Genomic DNA, 18677 nt, shown 5'->3' with positions numbered 1-18677 from the left:
ATCCCGCGAAAAATTTTTCATGGGAGAGTGGTGGCGTGGAAGAAGGAACGCGGTGAGAAGGGGATTCTCCCGCGAGAGCGAAGTCCCACGGCAAAGCATCACTCGGCGGGAAATTTCAAGCTTGACTTTCTCGGGAATTCTCCTACTTTTCCGCCTGCTTTTGCCACCGGCCGCAGGCTCGCGAACTGCGGCCGCGCACGCACCTGCACTCCAATCTTCACACAAAAGCTCCGGATCTTCATCGCACTGACCGGCAACGTGGCGCAGACGGGGCAACAGCAGTTTTCCCGGCAAAACTGGACGGGGACCATGCCCGATGTGCAAAAGAGCTTGTTCGGCCCTTTTTCCTCACCACCGCCGCGGTCTCCCCAACTCACCCAATCTCGTCAAAATCCCTCAGCACACCTTAACCAACGCGAAGGAGGAGGTTCATGAGATGGTTGCAACGCATTCTCGTTTTGGTTTGCCTTGGGCTGGGCCCGGCAGTGCCGGCGTTCGGTCAAAGCGATCACCTGCTCATCTCCGAGTTCGTGGTCACGCCCACCGATGGTGAGTTCATCGAGATCTTCAATCCAACTTTCAGTACGATTGATCTCTCGAACTACTATCTCACTGATGATGTCAGCACCGGCAACCCCGACTACGTGAAAGTCGTCAATGGCGCCGGGGCGCTAACGGTCGCAAACTTCGATTTTCTGGCCAAGTTCCCGGACGGCGCCAGCATTGCGCCCGGCGGCGTGAAAGTGGTTGCCTTCACCGGAGCCGGATTCAAGACCCGCTATGGCGTTGCTCCCGATTATGAAGTTTTGGGGACCGACACCACGATCGCGGACATGATCGGCATCGCTGTCTCGGGAACTGCCGGCCTGACCAACGATCGCGAAACCATCGTCTTGTTCACTTGGGATGGGGTGAGCGACCTGGTGCAGGACGTCGATTATGTCGTGTGGGGCGACAAAAGCACAGCCGTCGACAAAAGTGGGCTCGCGATTGACGGTCCCGATGCCGATAGTAATCCATCCAGCTACAAAAACGACACACCGGTCGCAAGCCAAACGGCGGTCAATGCCGACAATGACGTCGACAGCGCACCGCATGACAACGGTTCCAGCGCCGCGCGCAACGCACCCGAGGCCGGCGAAAAACTCAGCAGCGGCAACGGCATCACCGGCCATGATGAAACCAGCGAGAATTTCAGCTTTGCCGGCGGCAGTTGGACGGAGGACAACACGCCCACGCCCGGCACCGTGCCGGATGGCCTGGCCAAGCAACCGGCCTATTTCATGGCGGTGCTGAATGGCAGCCAGGAGGTGCCCGCCCTCACGCTGCCCGCCACCGGCGGCGGCTATTTTGTGCTGAATGATCAGCGCGACGAGCTGCGCTTTTACCTGAGTGTCACCGGCTTGAGCGGGCCGATTACAGCCGCGCATTTTCACAATGCCGCAGCCGGTGTGACCGGCCCGCCGGTGCGCACACTCACCGCGGATTTTCAGGGGGAGGTGGCCAGCGGCAGTTGGAAAAGCACGGATGCCGAGCCGTTGACTCCGGCGCTGGTGAATGAACTGCTGGCGGGCAACATTTACGTCAACGTGCATACCACCGCCCATCCCAACGGCGAAATTCGCGGTCAGGTGGTGCTGGGCAGCGAGCGGCAATTCACCGCCAGCCTCACCGGCCAGCAGGAAGTGCCGCCGGTCAATGTGCCGGGCAAGGGCGTGGGCAAATTCCGTTTGAATGCCACCGGCACGCAATTGCAATTCGAAGTAGCGGTGAATGATTTGAGCGGCCCGCTGACTGCGGCGCATTTTCACAATGCGGCCACCGGCGTCAATGGTCCGCCGGTGCGCACCTTCACCACAGCTTTCACCGGCGGCACGGCCACCGGCGTGTGGAGCAACAGCGACACGGTCGAGGCCCTGACGCCGGCACTGGTGGCGGAATTGCTCGCCACCAAGCTGTATGTGAATGTGCACACGGCCGCCAATCCCAGCGGCGAAGTTCGCGGGCAAATTCGCGCCGGCGCGGAAACGGTCTTTCTGGCGGTGCTGGAAGGCAAGCAGGAGAACCCGGCGGTGGCCACAACCGCGGCCGGTGGAGGATACTTCGTGCTGAACGCCGAGCAGACGGCGTTGAGCTTCCTGATCAAGGTGCGCAATCTCAGCGGTCCGATCACCGCGGCGCATTTTCATCTCGCGCCGCGCGGCAGCAATGGTTCGCCGGTGCGCACCCTCACCGCGGACTTCACCGACACCACGGCAAGCGGCGTGTGGCGCAGCACGGATGCCGAGCCGCTGACCCCGGCGCTGGTGGCGGATTTGCTGGCGGGCAACCTCTATGTGAATGTGCACACGGCCGCCCATCCCGAGGGTGAAATTCGCGGGCAGTTGGAAAGCGGCAAGGTCATCAACTTCGAGGCGCAAATCGAAGGCAGCCAGGAAGTGCCGCCGGTGGCGACCGAGGCGGCCGGTATTGGTTATTTCAAACTCAACGCTGCCGGCACGGAATTGAGCTTCAATGTTGGCACCATTGGTTTGAGCGGAGCGGTTACCGCGGCACATTTCCACAACGCCAATCGCGGCGTCACTGGCCCGGCGGTGCGCACGCTCACCAGTGAACTGGGCAGCGGCAGCGGCTCAGGTGTGTGGAAGAATTCTGATGCCGAGGCGTTGACCCCGGCGCTGGTGGTCGAGCTGCTGGCCGGCACGATCTACATCAATTTCCACACGGCGGCCAATCCCGCCGGCGAGATTCGCGGGCAACTGCTGCCCGGCTTCCGCGGCATTGCGCCGATCGGCGTCGTGCGGCAAATGCCGGATGGCACGGAGAAGATCACGATTTCCGGCATCATCACCACGGTGGATTTCCGATTGTCGAGCACGAACAGCTCGGAATTTTATTTGCAGGATGCCACCGGCGGCATTCGCATGTTCGTGGGCAGTGGCAAATCCGCCCTCTCCCAGGGCACGCGTGTGCTGGTGAAGGACAGCCGCCTCGGCACCAATGCCGGCCGCCGCAACGTGGAAACCGTGCCGGATTCGATCGTGGTGATCGATCAACCCGGCCTGCCGGCGCCGCAGGTGGTGACGGTGGCCGAATATGTCAGCAATCGCGCCGCAATCGAGGGTGAGTTGATTCGCGTCAATCAGGCCAGTATCATCGGCACATTTCCGCCGGAGAACAGCGACAGGACGCTCACCATCAACGACGGCACCGGTGAGCTGGCGATGTTCATCGATCGCGACACCGACATCGACGGCTCGCTGCAGCCGCCCAATCCCGTGAGTGTCATCGGCGTGGCCACTTCCTTCAACAACACGCCGCAGATTCAGCCGTCGCGCCGCAGCGATTTCAAGGCGCCGGCGGTTTTCTTTGCGACGCTGAGCGGCAGCCAGGAGGTGCCTGCGGTCGCCACTCCGGCGCAGGGCGGCGGCATGTTCGTGTTGAATGAGGATCAAACCGCGCTCAGTTTCCACCTGAGTGTGATCGGACTCAGCGGGCCGATTACCGCGGCACATTTTCACCATGCCGCCAGTGGCGCAAACGGACCGGTGGTGCGCGATATTGCCTTCACCGACGGTGTTGCCAGTGGCACGTGGTCGAGCAGCGACCCCAACCAGCCGCTGACGCCGGCGCTGCTGGCGGAGTTGCTCGCCGGCAATCTGTATGTCAATGTGCACACCGCGGCTCATCCCGGCGGCGAAATTCGCGGCCAGGTGCTGCGAGGGACGGCGATCAATTTCACGGCCACGCTCAACGGCAGCCAGGAAGTGCCGCCGGTGACGACGCCGGCGAACGGCAGCGGCAGTTTCACCCTGAATGCCACCGGCACAGAGTTGAGCTTCTCGGTCACCGTCAATAATCTGAGCAGCGCGATTGCCGCGGCACACTTTCACAATGCGCCCGCCGGCGTAAATGGCCCGCCCGTGCGCACGATCACGGCTGATTTCTCCGGCAACACTGCCGGCGGCGTGTGGCGCAACAATGATCCCGAACCGCTCACCCCGGCCCTGGTGGCGGAGTTGCTGGCTGGCAAGATCTATGTGAATGTTCATACCGCCACGAATCCTGGCGGCGAAGTTCGCGGACAATTGCGCCCGGGGGCCGTAACGGTCTTTCATGCGGTGCTGAATGGCGCGCAGGAAAATCCCGCGGTCACCACCGTGGCCGCCGGCGGCGGACGTTTTGTGTTGAATGAAGACCGCACACAACTTGCTTTCAAAATCAAAGTCGCCAATCTCAGCGGGCCGATTACGGCCGCGCATTTTCACAACGCTGCCGCAGGGACGAACGGGCCGGTGGTGCGCGATCTCGCCTTCACCGACACGGTGGCCACCGGCGTGTGGAGCAGCAGCGATGCCTCTCAACCCTTGACCCCGGCGCTGGTGGCGGAGTTGCTCGCCGGCAATCTGTATGTGAATGTCCACACCGCGGCCCATCCCGGCGGCGAAATTCGCGGCCAGGTGTTGACCGGCGCAGCCATCAAATTCGCGGCGCAATTGGAAGGCAGCCAGGAAGTGCCACCGGTGACGACGAATGCCGCCGGCTATGCCAGCATCACGCTGGATGCCAGCGGCACGGAGCTGGCCTATGAGGTTCGTTACACCGGCCTGCGCAGCGCTTTTCGCGCTGCGCATTTCCACAATGCCGGACGCGGCAAGAATGGCCCGGTGGTGCGCGACATCCCCTTCACCGGTACCGCTGCCAGCGGCGTGTGGAAGAGCAGTGACACCACCCAGGCACTCACCACGGATTTGGTGGTGGAGCTGCTGGCGAGCCAGCTTTATGTCAACGTGCATTCGGCCGATCATCCCGGTGGCGAGATTCGCGGCCAGCTTATTCCGGGTGCCACAGCCATCGTGCCGATTGCGATAGCACGCGAAACGGCCAACGGTACGGTGGTCACGGTGGAGGGCATTGTCACCCGCGCGCTCGGCCGTTTTGCACGGCTGCAGGACGCCACCGCGGGTATCACCGCATTTCAGACCAGTGGCAGTTTCCGGGCGGCGATTGACAGCGGCAAGGTGCGGCTGGGCGATCGACTGCGCCTCACCGGCACACTCACCGAGTTCAATTCGCTGAAGGAAATCGCACCCATCAGCAGCTTCGAAGTGATTTCACGCGACAACGCGCTGCCGACAACGCAGAAGGTCACCCTGGCCGAGCTGGCTGCCAACGGCGAGGCCTATGAAAGCGAGTTGATCCGGGTGGAGGGCCTGAGCATCAATCCCGCCGGCGACACGGTGTTCGTGGCCAACAAAAGCTACACCATCACCGATGCCAGCGATCAATCCGGCGCCGTGGCCCTGCGTACGCCGGTGGCCACGGATACCAAAATTGCGGGCGTGCCCATTCCAAAGGGGACATTTGTCTTCGAGGGCGTATTGGGTCAGTTCAGCTCCTCCAATCCTGCCACGGGCTATCAGCTTCTTCCGATTCTGACGACGGACATCACGCCCACCACCGGCGTGGACGAAGAGAACGCTGGCCTGCCCGAACGCTTTGCCCTGCTGCAGAACCATCCCAATCCCTTCAATCCCACCACCATCATCCGCTATGATTTGCCGAAGCAGGTGCACGTGAAACTGGCGATCTACAACCTGCTGGGCAAGCGCGTGCGGACGCTGGTCGATGGCATGGAGGCACCCGGCTTCAGGCAGATTTCGTGGGACGGCAAGAGCGATGACGGCACTCGCGTGGCCAGCGGCATCTACATTTACCGGATTGAAACCGCAGGCTTCGTGCAGGCGCGCAAGATGACCTTGTTGAAATAAGCCCGCGCACCATCCATCGGAAATTGCCGAAACCGGAACGCCACTGGTGTTGCACCAGTGGCGTTTTTTGTTGTGGAAAATCCGGTGACGGATGCCATCCGGCGGTGTCCGGAGTTCCGAGTTTTTTGATGAGGGCGTTCCTGCCCGGGCTGGGAGGTGGCAGCAAAATATCAGGAAGGTACGCGCAATGCCAAGTTTCGGAAGGCACGGCTCAGCCGGTTGGAACATTTCCGGCCGGGCACCAATCCAGCGGCAGCATGATTGGCGCACGGTTGACTTGTTCGGCCAATGCTCCGGTAATTGCCGTGCTGCGGGCGGATTGCGCCAGATTCAACGTTTGATGCGTGCGCTGCCCCCCGCCATCACGTGTTTGATTTCCTCCAGCGTCACCATGCTGGTGTCGCCGCGCGTGCTTTGCAGCAGCGCGCCGTGCGCCGCGCCCATTTCCACGCATTCCTGCGGCGCCAGGCCGTGCAGCAGGCCGTACACGAAACCGCTGCAAAACCCGTCGCCGCCGCCGACGCGATCTTCGATCTCGAGATGCTCATAGCGTCGTGATTGATAAAACTGTCCGTCATAATACAGGATCGCCGACCAGTTGTTGACCAGGCCGCTCACCACTTCGCGCAGCGTGGTGCCCACCGCGCCGAGATGCGGGTAAGCCGTCACGACTTTTTCCACCATCATCTTGTAGCCTTCGACCGGCAGCGTCTTGAGCTGTTCATCCGTGCCTGCGACCTCGAAGCCCAGCACTTTCTGGAAATCCTCCTCATTGCCAATGAGCACATCAACATAGGGCACCAGCTTTTTTGTCACTGCGATGGCACGCTGACTCGACCACAGCTTGCTGCGAAAATTGAGGTCGTAGCTCACCACCGTGCCGGCTTCATGCGCCGCCTGCATGGCCTCGGCAACGACCTCGGCGCAACTGTCGCTCAACGCCGTGAAGATGCCGCCGGTGTGAAACCAGCGCACTTTGCGCCGGCTGAAGAGACGGTGCCAGTCGACTTCCCCGCGCCGCATGTGCGAAGCGGCAGAATGGCCGCGATCGTACAACGTGACGCTGGGCCGCACGCCGATGCCGACTTCGGTGAAATTCAAGCCGATGCGGTCGGCACGGCCCACCCCATCATAAGGCACCCAAATCACTTCACTGAGATTCATGCCGCTGGCCTGGGCGTGATTGCGGATGAAGGCACCGAGCGGGTTGTCGACCAGACGTGACACCCAGGCGGTGCGCAGGCCATAGCGCGCCAGGGCATAGGCGACGTTGTATTCCCCGCCGCCGGCATAGGCTTCGAAAACCGGGGTCAGCTCGATGCGCTGATGCCCGGGCGGGCTCAACCGAATCATGCATTCACCCAGTGCCAGCAAATCGAATTCGGTTTCATGGGCAGGTTTGATTTTGAGTGCCATGATGATCTCACCTCGGGAAGGTTGGAGTTGATGTGATTATCGGCGGCGGGCAGGGACACGGCCCGGCCACCGCTCGTCAACCAGGAATTTGACAGTCGAACTTTTTCCACGCTGCCGGTCAGATGTCTGTTTGAAACTGCTTCACTCCCGACAACGCTGTAGCTTTCAAAACTGTGCGTTGCAACAAGGTCCGGGAGACTGCCAGGCACCGGCCCCGTTGTTGCAGGAGCGCACCTGTTGGCGGGCTGTGATTTTGGACAAACACTAATAACCTGAATTTTGCATGCTGGCTTGCTGTTGCCTGGGAGAAATGGCGTGTTTACCAAACTCCGTCAGGAGTGAACTGTTTGTAGACATTCGATGCCTGTATGTCTTTAAACTCCGTTGGGAGTGGCCTGTAGAATTTCTCATGATCTGGCGCGTTTTTTTGAAGAGGCCAAGCAGGTCACTCCTGACGGAGTTTCGGGGTATGCGATATGCAGCTTCACTAAAAACTAAAAACAGTTCACTGCTACCAGAGTTGACGGCACATTTGCCTGCAAATTTTTTATGCACCACCCCTTGGGGGGTCGGGCGTCGCGATCCAAGCGGCGTTTCTCGCGAAGGTGATTACTCTGGGTGCACAATTTAGAAATAAAACAGAGCTGCCGTCAAAAGCAATCTCCTGTTCCCGCGAGCCGATTTTGACAATTGACAAACCAGGTACAATTATTTACTTTTTCCACACGGGAGTTTGCTCAAGCGTGCGGCTGTGCCTGCCAGCCGGCACCGCTGCCGGCTTCCCGCTGCAGCAACATCTATCGTTGGTTGTTCAACCACAGAGGAGGGAGTTTATGAACTGGTCCAAAGCTCTGGTTGCTGGCCTGGTCGGCGGCGTGGTCAATGCGGTTTACGAATTCATCATGCACGGCCTGGTCATGGGAAATACTTACAAATCCCTGCCGAACGTCTTTCGCCAGGATGCCAATCCGATCTGGTTCACGGTTATTGCAATTCTGATCGGCCTCGCCGGCGCCTTGCTATTTGCCCGCACGCGCGGCTCGTGGCCGGCGGGCGCCAAAGGCGGCATGCTCTTCGGCGTCTTCGTGGGCTTGATCAGTTTTTCGGCATGTTCTACAGCCCGCTCACCATGCCCAACTTTCCCTACTATCTCACCTGGTGCATGGGCGGCATCGTTTTCATCGAGTGGGTGCTCTTCGGCGCCGTGGTGGCAAGCATCTACAAAGCCTGATGCCGGACGGTGACGTCGTCACGTGCCGGTGTTGATTCCTGAATTATCTCTTCCGGCAATTTCCGCTTCACGCCGTTGAAGACGCGCCGCGGCTGTCATTGCAGCAGGCAGCCGGTGCCGCGCAAAGCATGCCGGCACCGGTGAGGCAATGACAGCCTGCGGGGGCGCGTGGTGGCGCTCACGCACCTCCGGCTTGACACCTGAATTTCACATCATGCTTTCACCTGCGCAGGCAACCGCAGGTGAGCAGGGCAACAATTCCCACGCAAAATCCAGATCACACCCTCCGGCCGCCGAGTGCCGCGGCCGCCACCATTCATCCCCGGTTGCACAATGCCAAGCTCCACTCGCGCAAATATACATGCCGAAATTCTGGCGCGTCATGCCAATTCGCTGCACGGCACGCTGCGCCTGGAATGGCGCCATTCCCCCAGCCTGCAGTGTGGCAAAGCCTGCTTCGTCTATGAACCGCCCGGCTATCAAGCCGGCCGCGCCGCCGCATTGCTTTATCTCTTTCGCGGTCACGAGCGGGAATGGTGCAATTTTCATGAGGATGCTTCGCGCCGGAGATCCACGGCCATTGAAGACCTCGATGCACTCATCCACAGTACCAGGCTGCCGCCCGTCGTGGTGGTCATGCCCGGTTTGAATTCCGCTGACAACGCGGTGCCCTCTTTGGGAATCGACATGGTGGGCGTTTGGCCCGCGAAACACAAGGGCCTGGGCACGGGACGCTTTTGGCAATATCTCACCAGCGAGCTTCTGCCCGAGTATGACCGGCGCTATGTCAGTGCCATGACCAAAAAACTGATGGCGGGTTTTTCCCTGGGGGGATTTACGGTGAGCCTGCTGGCAGCGAAACGGCCGGGGTATTTCGAGGAGGCCGCCATTTACGACGGCACGTTGATGTGGCCGGGACATCGCGACCCGCGCCAGGGCGACGGTGACAATAGTGACCGCATATGGCTGGCGGCGCCGTTGTTCAACGCCGCGTTGGGCAAACCAAGGAGCCGTCGCGCTCTGCGCGTCTGGAATGCCACCGATGGCATCGCGGCCGCCAGCGGGGAAACCGCGCGCCTGCTGCGCCGCACGCGCTTCTGGGTGGCCAGCACTGCCCATGACGGTCTGCGCGGCAACCGCGACCGTGCCGAGCACTTTCGCCGCCTGCTCCAGGAGAAAGGCTGCCGCCTGGGATTTGCACAAACCGTTTTGCATCCGCGCGCGGAACACAACTGGCATTGGGCCGATCGTTTCCTCGTTCGCTTTTTGCAGGAGGCCCTGTCACCGCCGTGACGGCAACGCGACCGGTGCCCGCGCACAGCCACCCCAACAATGCCTTTTTCCCCATGACACCACCACACCCCCCTCTCCCCACCAGCCGCCGCGTTCCGGCACCCGCGGGGATCATCGCGCAGCCCGGCTACCGCAACAACTCCTCCCAGTTTTCATCGCGCAGCTCGCCGCGCTTGGTGGAATGCACCAGTTCATAATCGTTGAAGCCGAGACGATCAATGAAAATGAACTCCACGCCGTTTTCGATGGCATGATAGCGCCAGATTTCATGCGGCTTGGAAATGCCGGCGCTGGGGAAACGTTCGATTTCGCTGGGCTCGCCATAAAGCAGATAAACACGTCCGCGATGTGAACGCCAGCCGGCCTTGTTCAGACTGGCAAAGCGTTGGTTGACAATCTTGAGCCGGCGCAGATACTCCGCGCGCGAAATGGCGGGGGTGTCCCCCCGGCCTTTTTCCACGTCCATCCAAAACCGCCGGAGAAATTCGCGCTTGGCTTCGAGTGTCGTCAGGCTGCGAAAGACTTTGTTTTCCTCGCCCTTTGCCAGATAAGCGGCCTGCTGAAACTCCTCATCCAGGGCCTCCTGCGAGAGCTTCGCCAAATCCGTGGATTCCCCGGTTGCCACTGTGGCAGGGACTGGCGGTTTGGGGGTGAGATGAGGATTGTAAACAAAAAACGCCCGTTCGGTATCGGCAAGCAAGCTGTCGCGCCGGTCAAACAGCAGCAGATGAAAAAGATACTTGCCGGAGGGCAGGTTGGTCACATTGGAGGTGCCCACTTCCACACTGTTTTTGACGCGATAAACGCGCTCCTTGCTGGCTTCCCGCACCGGCTTGCCATCCGCATCCGACAACACGGTTTTCACGCGATAGGTGGCGCTGGGATCGAGATTGTACAGTTCGAGATAATGAAACACCACCGGCGTGGTGGCGGTGCCAAACACCATTTGGGGATGCGGCACAACTTCCATCCCGTTCTTGAAAAAGAGATCTTCCTTTTTTTGGGAAGGGGTGATATGGCGGCATAATTCGAGATCGCTCAGGCCCACCCCGCTGGGATAGGCACTCACCTCGAGGGCGGAAGTCACACTGTCGCGGCGGTCGGGCGCCAGCGAATCCTCGGCAACGACTTCCAGGGAATACGTGCCATGGGGCAGGGCGAAGCCGGCTTGTGTGACCATGGGATGGTTGTACCAGGCGGCGGCGGTATCCGCTTGCGAGACGGTAAAGAGCGTGCGTTTTTCCGCAACAATCCGAACGTCCGGCTGCCGGCGCAGACGTGTGGTGATTCTCACGCCCGCGTGGTATTTGCCATTGGCGAAATGGAAGCTGAGCACGCGCGGCTGAAAGCTGTAATAAACTTCCAAATAACCACTGTACGCGTCATTGCGAAACCGCGCATAGTCGAGATTGAAGGTGAAAGGAATGGCCGGCATCAAATCCTGCGCCGCGGCCGGAAGAGCGGCCAACAGCAGGCAGGCCAGCAGGGCAAAGCGAGGCTTCATGACCGAACCACCTGGATTCTGTGCAGGAAATGTTGTGCCTCGACGACCGTCGAGACTTTGGGGAATTTTTACCAACTCTGACGCAACGCCGGATGTCCCACGGCTCAGCCGTGGGGAATCATAACACTGCAGCCGGTTTGCACGGCGGGCATACTCACAGCGCGATTAAATTGGCGAAAAATCGGAAAGCGCCGGGATGCACGTTCAGCAATTGCGGCGCGAGCGCCAAATCAACATAGGTGAAGCGGCCGCGGCCACGGGTCTGGGTCAGCACCAGCGGCGTGGATTCCGGCATGGCTTTTACCGGGGCTTCCGCTTCGGCCAGTGCCGGGCCGGAAAGCAAATTGTAAGCACGCTGAAAGAGCCAGCCCTCCCAATCCTCTGCTGTCAACCGATTGGGAGAGACCGATAAAGCATGCGAGGCGGCGGTTTGCAGGGGCGTATTGGCCTCCCATTGCAAAACCGGAAGAAGATGCAGGCCCTGCCACAACGGGCTTTTATTCCACACCGGAGCTTCTTGTGCGAGGATGATGACATGGCCACCGGCCTCGGCAAAGCGCTGCAATGCGGCACGCTGTTGCGCCAACTCGGGGTGGAACGACAACAGCCGGCGGTCAAGAACCAGCACATCGAGCGAGTCCAGGCGTGGCGCGAATCCGGCGGGCGAAAGCGCGACATATTGCAAGTTCAGCCGGCGCAGGGCCTCCGCCACCGGGCTGTTGCTCAGGGCCGACAGCAGCCCGATGCGTTTGGTTGCATCCACCGCCGCATAAAACTTGCGTGCGACAAAATTGGCCTCGGGAATGCTGTCGATCTGCACCTGCATCAGATAGTTGCCCGGCGGCGGATCGCCGCGCCAGGTGAGCGGCAGCACATCGAGATGGGTGGCGCCCTTCCGGCTCAGCCGAAAACGGCTGGGCTGCGCCGTGGCATAGGCATCATCGACCCACACCTCGTCCGCCACGCCGTCGCGCGAGAAGTTGGTGAGACGGATGCGCAGATGCTCGTTCGCGTGCATGCGCACGATCGGATTCAACACCTCGGTGGAAAAGCGCGGCCCAAAAGTGAGTTTGGCTTCCGCGCGATAGGTAAAATCCTGCTCGCGGTTGGCGGCACGGTGAATCACAAAGAACAGCAGCTTGTGCCAAGGCTCTTCGGCCTGCTGTTGATAATACGCCGGTGGGAACGTGTACGCCATCTTTTTGGGCGAAAGCAGACGATAGGGATCATTGAGTCGCAGTGGCAATTTGTGTTCGAAGCCTTCGTCGATGATCCAGCCGCTTTGAGGATCGGCGTTGCCGAAGAAAACCGAGGTATTGCCGCCCTTGCTCAGGCCGGTCACTTTGGTGAGCGTGAGATAGGTGAGCTGCCGCTCGCTCAGGGCGGTGTCACTCAGGGTGAATTTGACTTCCACCCCCAGCAGGCTGCAGCGCAGATCGCCCAAGGTTTTGTTCCAATGCAGCAGCCGGCGTCTCTCGGTCTCCTGAAGATTTTTTTCCACCAGCAGCAGGCTGACCGAATCGAGCACACTCACGATTTCCGCCAGCGCGCCGGTCTTCTTGCCCCGCTGGGTTTGCAGGGACAAATTGTGCACGCGCCGATCCAGGCTGCGCAGCCGGCTGCTCGCCGGCAGGGGCAATCCGGCATCCAGCGCGGCCGGGTCACGGCCTGCGGCGCCCATGAGCAGCGCATAGGCGGAAGGCCGGCTGCTGCGCCATACTTGCCGCTGGCGATTGAGCGAGGCATAAGCCTGTGCTGCCTCGGCAGCGATGGCTTCATAAGATTTTTTCCACAGGGGATGCACCTCTTGCACGGGCATGACCAGGCCGCTGCTGTCTTCCATGAAAACGCGATTGACACTCCAGCGCTGAGGCGTGCCGGCACCATTGACGGGCAGGGCAGGTATGCCGGTTTTGAGTTGTTGCACCGTTGCAAGCACATCCGCAGCCAGGCACCGCCGCGGCCAGCACATGCCGGCAGCCCCACGTTCCGGTTCGAACGCCAGCAAAACAACATCCGGTTGGAACTTGAGAAACAGACGCGCCAGCTTCGCACGCACGGAGTCGGCGGGCCACACGCGCCGGACACTGGCGGAATCACGCGCGGCGGCGAGGTCGGGCAAATTGAGAAAATAGACCTCTGCGCCCAGATGGGCGGCCGCGCGCGTGGCTTCGGCGCGCCGCCCGGCGGCCAGGTAGGCAGGGTACTCGCTACGCACATCACTTTCGCCGGCCTCGCCATTGCTGGCGAAGGCGCTCATGATGCTGGCGCCGCGGCCCAGGCGGAAATAAGCCAGGGTTGCGAGGTCCTCGCTGCCGGGTTGCAACGCCAGGGACAGGACGCGCAAGTCGGTACGCGCGTCCAACGAGCGTTGATAAAGCGCGGGACGTCCGGTCTCGGGAAAGTAAGGGGGCGAGGGTGGCGTGCGCTCGCAGGCAACGCCCAAAACCGCGAACAGTGCAGGCAGGCTGCGGACAACAGTGCGAAGTCTGATCATGCGTTTCATGACATCCAACATATGACTCTGCCCAATACAAGGCAAAGAAAATTTGAGCAGCGGGCCAAATTCCACCGGCGGGGAGCGGAGGCTGCCGTCAGCTCGTGAGTGGCCGGCCGAACGGATTGATGTTTTATCGTGATCCGTTGCCCACCACACCGGGCAGCCAATGAGAGACGATTTGACCCCTGCTCATGACGGGCAGGATCGCGGCGTTGCGGCTGCGGGCAGAAATTTTCCGCTTCCCCGCACGGCATGGTGCACAACAAGAAAGGCTGCTCCAGTGGAGCAGCCTTTCACACAACAAGAGTTGATCGCATTCAAACCGGCTTAGAAACCGAGCTTGAGCGTAAACATCTGGTTGCTGTCGAAGAAATCGACCGAGCGGTAGGCGTAGTCCAGCGTGATGTCGACGGATTCGGTCTTGTACATGAAACCGAAGCCCAACGTCGGACCGAAGATTTGGTCGTCGCCGCCGCTGGAGATTTTGGTGGCGCTGTCATCGATGCCGCCATTGGGGGAGAGCTCGATGCCGGCGCGGCCCGCCAGCCGCAGGTTATTGCTCACTTGATAGAGCGCTTCCGCCCCGCCGCGATAGCCATCCAGGCCGAGGTTGTTGTTGGCAAAAGCACCGCTGACGTTGACCGTGAAGTTCTCGCTCATGGTGCGTTCATAAGCCAGACCAATCTCCACCGAGGAGGGCAGCTCGAAGCTCGCCGGTTTGATTTCATAATATTGCTCCGGCCGGCTGCCTTCGGAAGAGGTCGCCCGGCGCAACAAGCCCGAACCACCAAAGCTCATCTGCGGGCCGATGTTCTTCATCGCCACCCCCAGATGCAGCCCCTTGATGCCGGCGAGGGTGTGATACTGCACGCCCAAATCCAGTGCCATACCATTGCCACTGGCGCGCCCCATCTTTTCCGAGATGAGTTTGATCGTGCCACCGGCGGTGATGGCGTCGGTAAAGGCGCGGGAATAGGTCAGGCCGACGGTGACAAAAGCGGGCGCGAACGTCCGGCCGGCACGACCTTCCGGATCATCGTTGGTGGTCAGCAGGATGTCGCCAAAATCGAAGGAGCGGACACTGAGGCCAACCACCCCGAAGCCGCCGAAGTTCACGCCCACGGCGCCGTAATTCAGACGAATGTCGGCGAGGTAGGACATGGTGGTGAAAGTCCCTTCCGCAGTGGAGGCAATGCGGCCGAGACCGGCGGGATTCCAATGCAACGCGTCGATGCCGGCGCTGGTTGCCAGGCTGGCGCCGCCCATGGCCAGGTCGCGCGCACCCACCGGGATCAACAATTCGGTGGCCGCGGCCGTGCCGATGCGTTTATTTTCGATGCCCTCGCCCAGAGCCTGCGCTGACAGCCGCAGCGGCAACATCGCCAGCGCCACGCCGAGGCCAAGCATGGAGAAGACTACTTTACTCTTCATGACATTTCTCCTTCTGCAAAGAGAGTGGTGAAAGCGAAAATGAGTCAGCGCAGCGCTTAGAAAACTTCCAGCACTTCTTGTTCCTGAATGATGGCCAGTTTCAACACCTTGACCGTCTTGGCACCGGTTGACGGCAAAGTGGCTTCCACATGCGCGATGTACATGCCGCTCGCCACCGGCAGGCCGGTTTGATTCTGCAAATCCCAGCGCAGGAACTGCGAAGGATCATTGACCTTCTCGAGCTTGCGCACCAACTGGCCGGCCATGTTGAAGATGCGGACGGTGGCGTTGGGCGGCAGGTTGTTGAAGGTCACAAAGCGATTGAGCGTGGTGGTTTCCGCCGGGTTGAAGGCATAGTAGGGGTTGGGATACACACCGATGTGCTCAGCACTCTGCGCCTCCAAATCCGCTCCCTTTTTCGGCGCCGGTGCAGTGAAGCTGAAGACATCATCCGGCGTATTCGGCCGGTTGGGGGTGATGGTCATGACATTGGCGTCGGTCCAGGGATTGGCATTGCGCCGCTGCCAGGTCGCAAAGTACATCACCGGCAAATCGGAGGAGATGAGCTCGACTTGGTAAGCGGGATCAGCCGTCTCGCTGTAATCCGCATCAAAGATGAACAACCACTCCCGTGGGCCGGTGCTGCTGGTATTATTCGTCGTTCCAAAAACCCCGGGGTTGTAGCGGCCATTGACTTTGCCACCGGCGACGTTGTTCTCCAGGAAGCCCACGCGCAGGCGGCGCGGCGGGTTGGCGTCAACGTCATACACCGCGAGCGGCACGTTCTTGGCAAAATCCTGGAAGGAGTAACCGCCAGCCGGGTTGATAATGAAAGGCGCAAATTCCGGCCGCGCCGGTGCCGAGGCAAAGTTGCGACCGTAGCGATAACCGTAGGAGACATTGGGCTGATTGGGATCGAATTCCAGGTCGTTGGCGTCGGCGTTGGCGAAGCGGATTTCAATCTTTTTCAGCTTGTCGGCAGGGACAAACATCTTGCCATCATTGAACACTGAGCGCGGTGAAGCCCAACCCAGCGCGCCATTGAAGCCTTCGAAGCCCAAACCGTCGGCATCGGCCCAGGTGAGAAAACGGCTGCCCGAGGTCCATTCCCAGGTTTTCACGCCGGGCGGTGGACCGGAGACGAGCAGGAACATCCCGTCAACGATGTCATAATTCTCGTCACCACTTTGGTTGGTCTTGTTGCTGAGCAGCGTGCTGTTCTTGGTCTTGTTCACCAGACTCCAGGTGGTGACACCCTGATTGTCGACGGCGAAACGCACTTCATAGTTGTCGCCCGTGCTGGCCTTGGGATTGACCACGATTGGCAGGATAATGCCGTCGCTGCGGCCACTGGTATGGCTGACCGGCAGCGTGTCACCAAAGGCGGTTTGATAAGACACGCCGAACGGCACCCGCGGGATGACCGTGATAATCGTCGGCTCTGACTCCAAAGATGCCGGCAGGAAGCCGGGAACAGTCGCCCGGCTGTAAGCCGTGACAGCGAGGTAGTATTCCTGGCCGTTGTAGAGCTTTTCGATGTCACGGATATAGTCGCGGCTGAAATTGAAATACCGCTGGATGCTGCTGTTGGTACCAAACTGCACCGGCTTGCTGAGAATCAGGCCGGAGGCCACGTCGAACTGTTCATCCAAAATAACTGTCGGGTCGGTGGCCAGGTCGAACACCGCGATGCGCTTGGCCTCAGACAAGGAAGCGCCCCGGCTGGGGAACTGGTAAACGTTGTAGCCCTCGAAAGTATACCCACCAGGCTGTTGCACCGTCGTTTCGGTGTCGCGCACGCGGTTGAGATCGCTGCCCCACTCCAGACCAACCTTGCCGTCCACTTCCGACACCGTGACGCGCGGTGGCGCGGGTGGCTTGGGAACCTGGAAAAGCGCATTGTAGGTGTTCTGCGCGAAACGGTCGTTGAACTTCATGACCGCGACGCTGGAGATGCGGTCGGCGCCCAACCCACCGACCACTGCCACGACGACTTCCTGGGTTTCGCCGGGGTTCAACGTGAACGGACCAGTGCTCAGGTTGATGCGTCGATCGCCCGGCGCAAAGGAGTATTGCTCGCCCAAGCCATCCAGGAAACCGGTCTTGGTCACCGGATCGCCGGAGAGCGGAAACTGATTGGGCGTCAGCCCGGGTGGGAAGGGATAATATTGATCCGGACCATCGATGGGAGCGAAGCCGCGCAGCATCTTGTACCAGCGGATGGTGCCGCGCGCATAGTCCCGCGGCGGGTCTGAAATCGTCGAACCGGCTGAGAAATAGGAGAAGGAGGTCATGCCCAGGTTCTTGAAGCCGTCTTTGTATTTCAAATCAAAAACGGCACGATCGGTGGGGTCGCCAGGCACGGCCGGACCTTGCAGGAAGTCATAGCCGATGGCAGGTGGCGGCAGACGAAAACCGCGATATTCGCTGTCAATCGCCTGGCCGTTGTACACGAAGCCCATGCTCAAGTTCACATCGCAACCAGCCACGTCATCGCCGGCGCCGCCGAGATCCGGGTCAGACCATTGCGCCACGTACATCTCGTTGATATAGAAGGCGCCTTTGGTGCCACCGGCATCGGTGACATCCACGCCGCCTTTGTTGATCAGCTTGATACGGCGGAAATAGATGTTGCCGAGTGCATCGGTACGCTTATAGCCCCACAGCGTGACTTGCGCTTCCAAACCCAACGGTTCCGAGCCTTGCAGAGCCAGGGTGGTGTTGGGATCGAGATCGTTGAAGACTGTCCACACCACTTGATCGGCCGGGGAGTTGGGATCCGCCCCCGCAATGCCGGGCTCGTCATAATTGCCTTTGATGAGATCATCGACCGTGAAGGTCGCGCTGAAATCGGGCGGGGGCTGGTAGCCGGGCGTGCCGTTGCGTTCAATATAAGGCGCGCCGTATTGCACCGGCCATTCCTTCCAATCCAGCGCATAGCGCCGCAGCACTTCGTTGATCTGGGCGTCGGTGACGTTGGCCTGCGGGATTTCATAATACTCCGCCGCATCGCGCAGCAATTCGACGCGCGACATCGAGGCGTAGTCCCGGCGAATGCGGTAGGCGCGCACATCTGCGCCGGCGGGATCGGCCGCCACCGCATTGGCACCTTCGCCGATGATGCGGCCCTCACGTGTGCCAACCACATAGTTGGCACCGCCCACGCGGATCAACTGGGCTTTGGGCGCCGGCTGGGTATAAGCCGGGTCCAGATAGGCTTTGCCACCCCACATGATGCCGTCCTGATAGATGGCCGAACCCGTGCCGCGCGGAAAATATGTACCATCATCCGCCAGCGGCGAATGGTTGGACTGGCCGTCGGAGCGCATCCACGTCCAAATGTTGTTGATGTTGAGGATCTGATACCGTGGCGTGCCTGTCGGTTTGCTGAGCACATTTTTATCACGCTCGCGCTCACCCACCGGCCGCTCGGCAAAGGCGGTCGTCCCACACAGCAACAGGCCGACCAGCAGCAGAAGCAAAAGACTGCGTTTTTGCATGGTCTGTGACTCCTTTTTGTTTACATCTCAC

General features: G+C 60.4%; 8 protein-coding genes. 3 read left to right on the top strand and 5 right to left on the bottom strand.

Annotated elements, in window-relative coordinates; genetic code table 11:
- Positions 1-431 precede the first annotated feature (431 nt).
- Positions 432-5771 (top strand): CHRD domain-containing protein, encoded by a 5340-nt coding sequence (locus tag ONB52_05585; GenBank protein ID MDZ7415620.1) that lies wholly within the window; start codon positions 432-434, stop codon positions 5769-5771.
- Between the two features lie 330 nt (positions 5772-6101).
- On the opposite strand, the gene ONB52_05580 is transcribed toward ONB52_05585, so the two are convergent.
- Positions 6102-7187 (bottom strand): sugar kinase, encoded by a 1086-nt coding sequence (locus ONB52_05580; GenBank protein ID MDZ7415619.1) that lies wholly within the window; start codon positions 7185-7187, stop codon positions 6102-6104.
- 833 nt (positions 7188-8020) lie between these two features.
- Here ONB52_05580 and ONB52_05575 point away from each other — a divergent pair.
- Together ONB52_05575 and ONB52_05570 are read left to right on the top strand one after the other, a co-directional pair.
- Entirely contained in the window at positions 8021-8431 is a 411-nt protein-coding gene (locus tag ONB52_05575) for a hypothetical protein (GenBank protein MDZ7415618.1), read from the top strand.
- Positions 8432-8751: 320 nt separating this feature from the next.
- Positions 8752-9711, top strand: coding sequence for an esterase family protein (locus tag ONB52_05570; GenBank protein ID MDZ7415617.1), 960 nt, complete (start codon positions 8752-8754; stop codon positions 9709-9711).
- A gap of 127 nt (positions 9712-9838) precedes the next feature.
- Here ONB52_05570 and ONB52_05565 read toward each other — a convergent pair whose 3' ends face one another.
- The 4 genes from ONB52_05565 to ONB52_05550 all read right to left on the bottom strand — a co-directional run bounded on the left by ONB52_05565 (position 9839) and on the right by ONB52_05550 (position 18646).
- Positions 9839-11215, bottom strand: a complete 1377-nt coding sequence (locus ONB52_05565) for a GWxTD domain-containing protein (GenBank protein ID MDZ7415616.1) — start codon at positions 11213-11215, stop codon at positions 9839-9841.
- Positions 11216-11369: 154 nt separating this feature from the next.
- Positions 11370-13712, bottom strand: a complete 2343-nt coding sequence (locus ONB52_05560; GenBank protein ID MDZ7415615.1) for a PIG-L family deacetylase — start codon at positions 13710-13712, stop codon at positions 11370-11372.
- Between the two features lie 330 nt (positions 13713-14042).
- Positions 14043-15146, bottom strand: a complete 1104-nt coding sequence (locus ONB52_05555) for a PorV/PorQ family protein (protein ID MDZ7415614.1) — start codon at positions 15144-15146, stop codon at positions 14043-14045.
- A gap of 56 nt (positions 15147-15202) precedes the next feature.
- Positions 15203-18646, bottom strand: a complete 3444-nt coding sequence (locus tag ONB52_05550; protein ID MDZ7415613.1) for a T9SS type A sorting domain-containing protein — start codon at positions 18644-18646, stop codon at positions 15203-15205.
- Positions 18647-18677: the final 31 nt, after the last annotated feature.

Source organism: candidate division KSB1 bacterium, assembly GCA_034506255.1.
Taxonomy (GTDB): Bacteria; Zhuqueibacterota; Zhuqueibacteria; order Zhuqueibacterales; family Zhuqueibacteraceae; genus Coneutiohabitans; species Coneutiohabitans thermophilus.
The sequence above is the reverse complement of the archived record's forward strand: the minus strand, read 5'-3'. Positions and strand labels throughout refer to the sequence as shown.

Excerpts from the sequence above, each read along its gene's own strand:
- ONB52_05585 (MDZ7415620.1), top strand. The coding sequence starts at position 432 with ATGAGATGGTTGCAACGCATTCTCGTTTTGGTTTGCCTTGGGCTGGGC.
- ONB52_05580 (MDZ7415619.1), bottom strand. The coding sequence starts at position 7,187 with ATGGCACTCAAAATCAAACCTGCCCATGAAACCGAATTCGATTTGCTG.
- ONB52_05575 (MDZ7415618.1), top strand. The coding sequence starts at position 8,021 with ATGAACTGGTCCAAAGCTCTGGTTGCTGGCCTGGTCGGCGGCGTGGTC.
- ONB52_05570 (MDZ7415617.1), top strand. The coding sequence starts at position 8,752 with ATGCCAAGCTCCACTCGCGCAAATATACATGCCGAAATTCTGGCGCGT.
- ONB52_05565 (MDZ7415616.1), bottom strand. The coding sequence starts at position 11,215 with ATGAAGCCTCGCTTTGCCCTGCTGGCCTGCCTGCTGTTGGCCGCTCTT.
- ONB52_05560 (MDZ7415615.1), bottom strand. The coding sequence starts at position 13,712 with ATGATCAGACTTCGCACTGTTGTCCGCAGCCTGCCTGCACTGTTCGCG.
- ONB52_05555 (MDZ7415614.1), bottom strand. The coding sequence starts at position 15,146 with ATGAAGAGTAAAGTAGTCTTCTCCATGCTTGGCCTCGGCGTGGCGCTG.
- ONB52_05550 (MDZ7415613.1), bottom strand. The coding sequence starts at position 18,646 with ATGCAAAAACGCAGTCTTTTGCTTCTGCTGCTGGTCGGCCTGTTGCTG.